Origin of the sequence: Vibrio sp. 10N.261.51.F11, from assembly GCF_041471665.1 — a bacterium.
Classification (GTDB): domain Bacteria; phylum Pseudomonadota; class Gammaproteobacteria; order Enterobacterales; family Vibrionaceae; genus Vibrio; species Vibrio crassostreae_C.
Window position 1 is genome coordinate 1 of record NZ_JBFROW010000123.1, and the last position, 1,902, is coordinate 1,902.

Sequence of the window (1,902 nt, forward strand, 5' to 3'; positions counted from 1 at the left end):
GTGTCCATATCATTAACAACACCGTGTTGCCCCAAAAAATCATGAAAGTGGCTAAACATGGTAAAATTAATTTTATATATTTCATATAAGATATCACCATAGGTTTTATATTATTTAAAGATTTACGGTGATCTTTTTAAATATATTTTTCATAGCAATAGGTAGTGACCAAAAATAATTTAGATAATTTTGGTCACCATATGTTATTTAAATTTTGATAAAACAGCTTGAACTATGTCATTTGATAATCGATTGTTCTATTTTGTGTTTTAAATTAATAGATTGAAATTAGTCGAGAGGGGTAATTGTCTCTTTACCATCAAAGTCAAAATAACCTGATTCAGAAATTGCCTCTTCAATGCCAAAGTCTTTATTTGCTACTGTGATAGATACATCGCAAAAGTATGATGTATTTCTAACATTAGGGTGTTTTTTCTTTGAGCAGTTGATTTTATCGATGGTCGTTTCTACAAGCCCCATAGTAGCTCCAGTTGCTTCAATGATGCCTTGTTCAACAAGAGACTCAACTTTTTTCGAGTCGTTGCCACAGCCAGTTATAAGAATAGTAGCAAGGCTAATGGTGAAGATTCTAATCGTCATGATGGTAACTTTAATATTAGTTAAAGCTCTTTATTTAAGTCGTCAGTTTGGCTTTGACTAGCCACTAAATCAAACTATTGAGTGTATATATTGTGCGATTGCTCTTGCAAAGACTAGGCTTGGCTTTCCGCTGTATCCAATACTTTGTTGTTAAACTCTTTTGTGCCTTTGTAACCCATAAATAGTGCTACAGCCCAAATGATGAAACTAATTGGAGATGCAATCACGGTAATTGCACATACAATAGCAATGATTAGATTAATAATACCCCACATGACGCTTCCTGCGTACATTTGACCAGCACCTGGAATAAAGAAGCCAAGTGCTAAGGCAACAATTGGGTTCTTCATGTTGTTCTTAAGTCTAGCTTCTTTAATTGAGTCGTTCATTTTAATCCCCTAATTAGTGTTTGTGTTCTAAAAGGTTAATCCACGTAGAACAATTAAGTCAAATGCATTAATTGTTTCACTTTTATTTTATTTTTGTTAATTGTCATGGAAGTGTAATAAATTATATTTGTAATAAAAAGTTCTGTCAGGTTTTTTACGTACAACCATTCCAATGTCAATAATTTATTTTGGGTGATTTCTATTTCGTGATTAAAGGTTAATAACCATCTCAATTGCTCGATAATTGATCGCCAAGCAGATGCGTACTGTTTCTATAAACTCAGTTTCTATGGGCTAGTTGAGTTTTAAAAGTGCTTTTTCGAACACTTATGTCTGATTGACTTTTGAGCGCGTCATTGTAGCCATGCGCAAATTGAGTTTGCACTAGAAACCATTTGTAACATAATTTATTGGTGCCGATGAGCGTTCCATTTTTGTGATGTTTGTTCAGGTTTTTATCGATGGGTTTATTTTGATTGAGTGAGCTTATGGTTGTAGATAAGGAACTTTAACTAGAAAGTTTGATGGCGGTCACTTTTTTTACTAACCAGATGGTAAGTTTTTTTGTGAGAGAGTGTCTAATTGATTCTTTTTGTTGCAATTTGAGGTTTGTAATCTTCGAACTTAACCAGTTTTTCGGCGTGATAATGAGGTGAATTTCAATATAATCATATATTAACGACAAGATTTGCCCCTTGAACGTTGTAATATCTCAAGCTTAATTGACCACTGAATAGCCCTTTATATCGCGGCATTGCGATTTCAGGTAGTGATAACCAAGCTTGGCTTTCCACTCCGTTATAATCCCATTTTTCAGAGCTGTTACTCTTTCATTTCTGGGATGTCCGTCTTTCCAAAGTGCTGAATTTTTGTGTCGTAAGTCTCCCCCCTCTGCAGGGCGGGATCGCACTTT

2 protein-coding genes and 1 pseudogene are annotated in these 1,902 nt (G+C 34.5%); all 3 read right to left on the reverse strand.

The features are described from left to right. Positions 1-288 precede the first annotated feature (288 nt). Positions 289-600, reverse strand: a complete 312-nt coding sequence (locus tag AB4351_RS22200; RefSeq protein ID WP_102428212.1) for a hypothetical protein — start codon at positions 598-600, stop codon at positions 289-291. A gap of 113 nt (positions 601-713) precedes the next feature. Further along, positions 714-989, reverse strand: coding sequence for a hypothetical protein (locus AB4351_RS22205; protein ID WP_017066511.1), 276 nt, complete (start codon positions 987-989; stop codon positions 714-716). A gap of 668 nt (positions 990-1,657) precedes the next feature. After that, positions 1,658-1,902: pseudogene (locus AB4351_RS22210) on the reverse strand (hypothetical protein); the annotation flags it as partial.

Coding starts and splice junctions, on each gene's coding strand:
- AB4351_RS22200 (WP_102428212.1), bottom strand. CDS start 600: ATGACGATTAGAATCTTCACCATTAGCCTTGCTACTATTCTTATAACT.
- AB4351_RS22205 (WP_017066511.1), bottom strand. CDS start 989: ATGAACGACTCAATTAAAGAAGCTAGACTTAAGAACAACATGAAGAAC.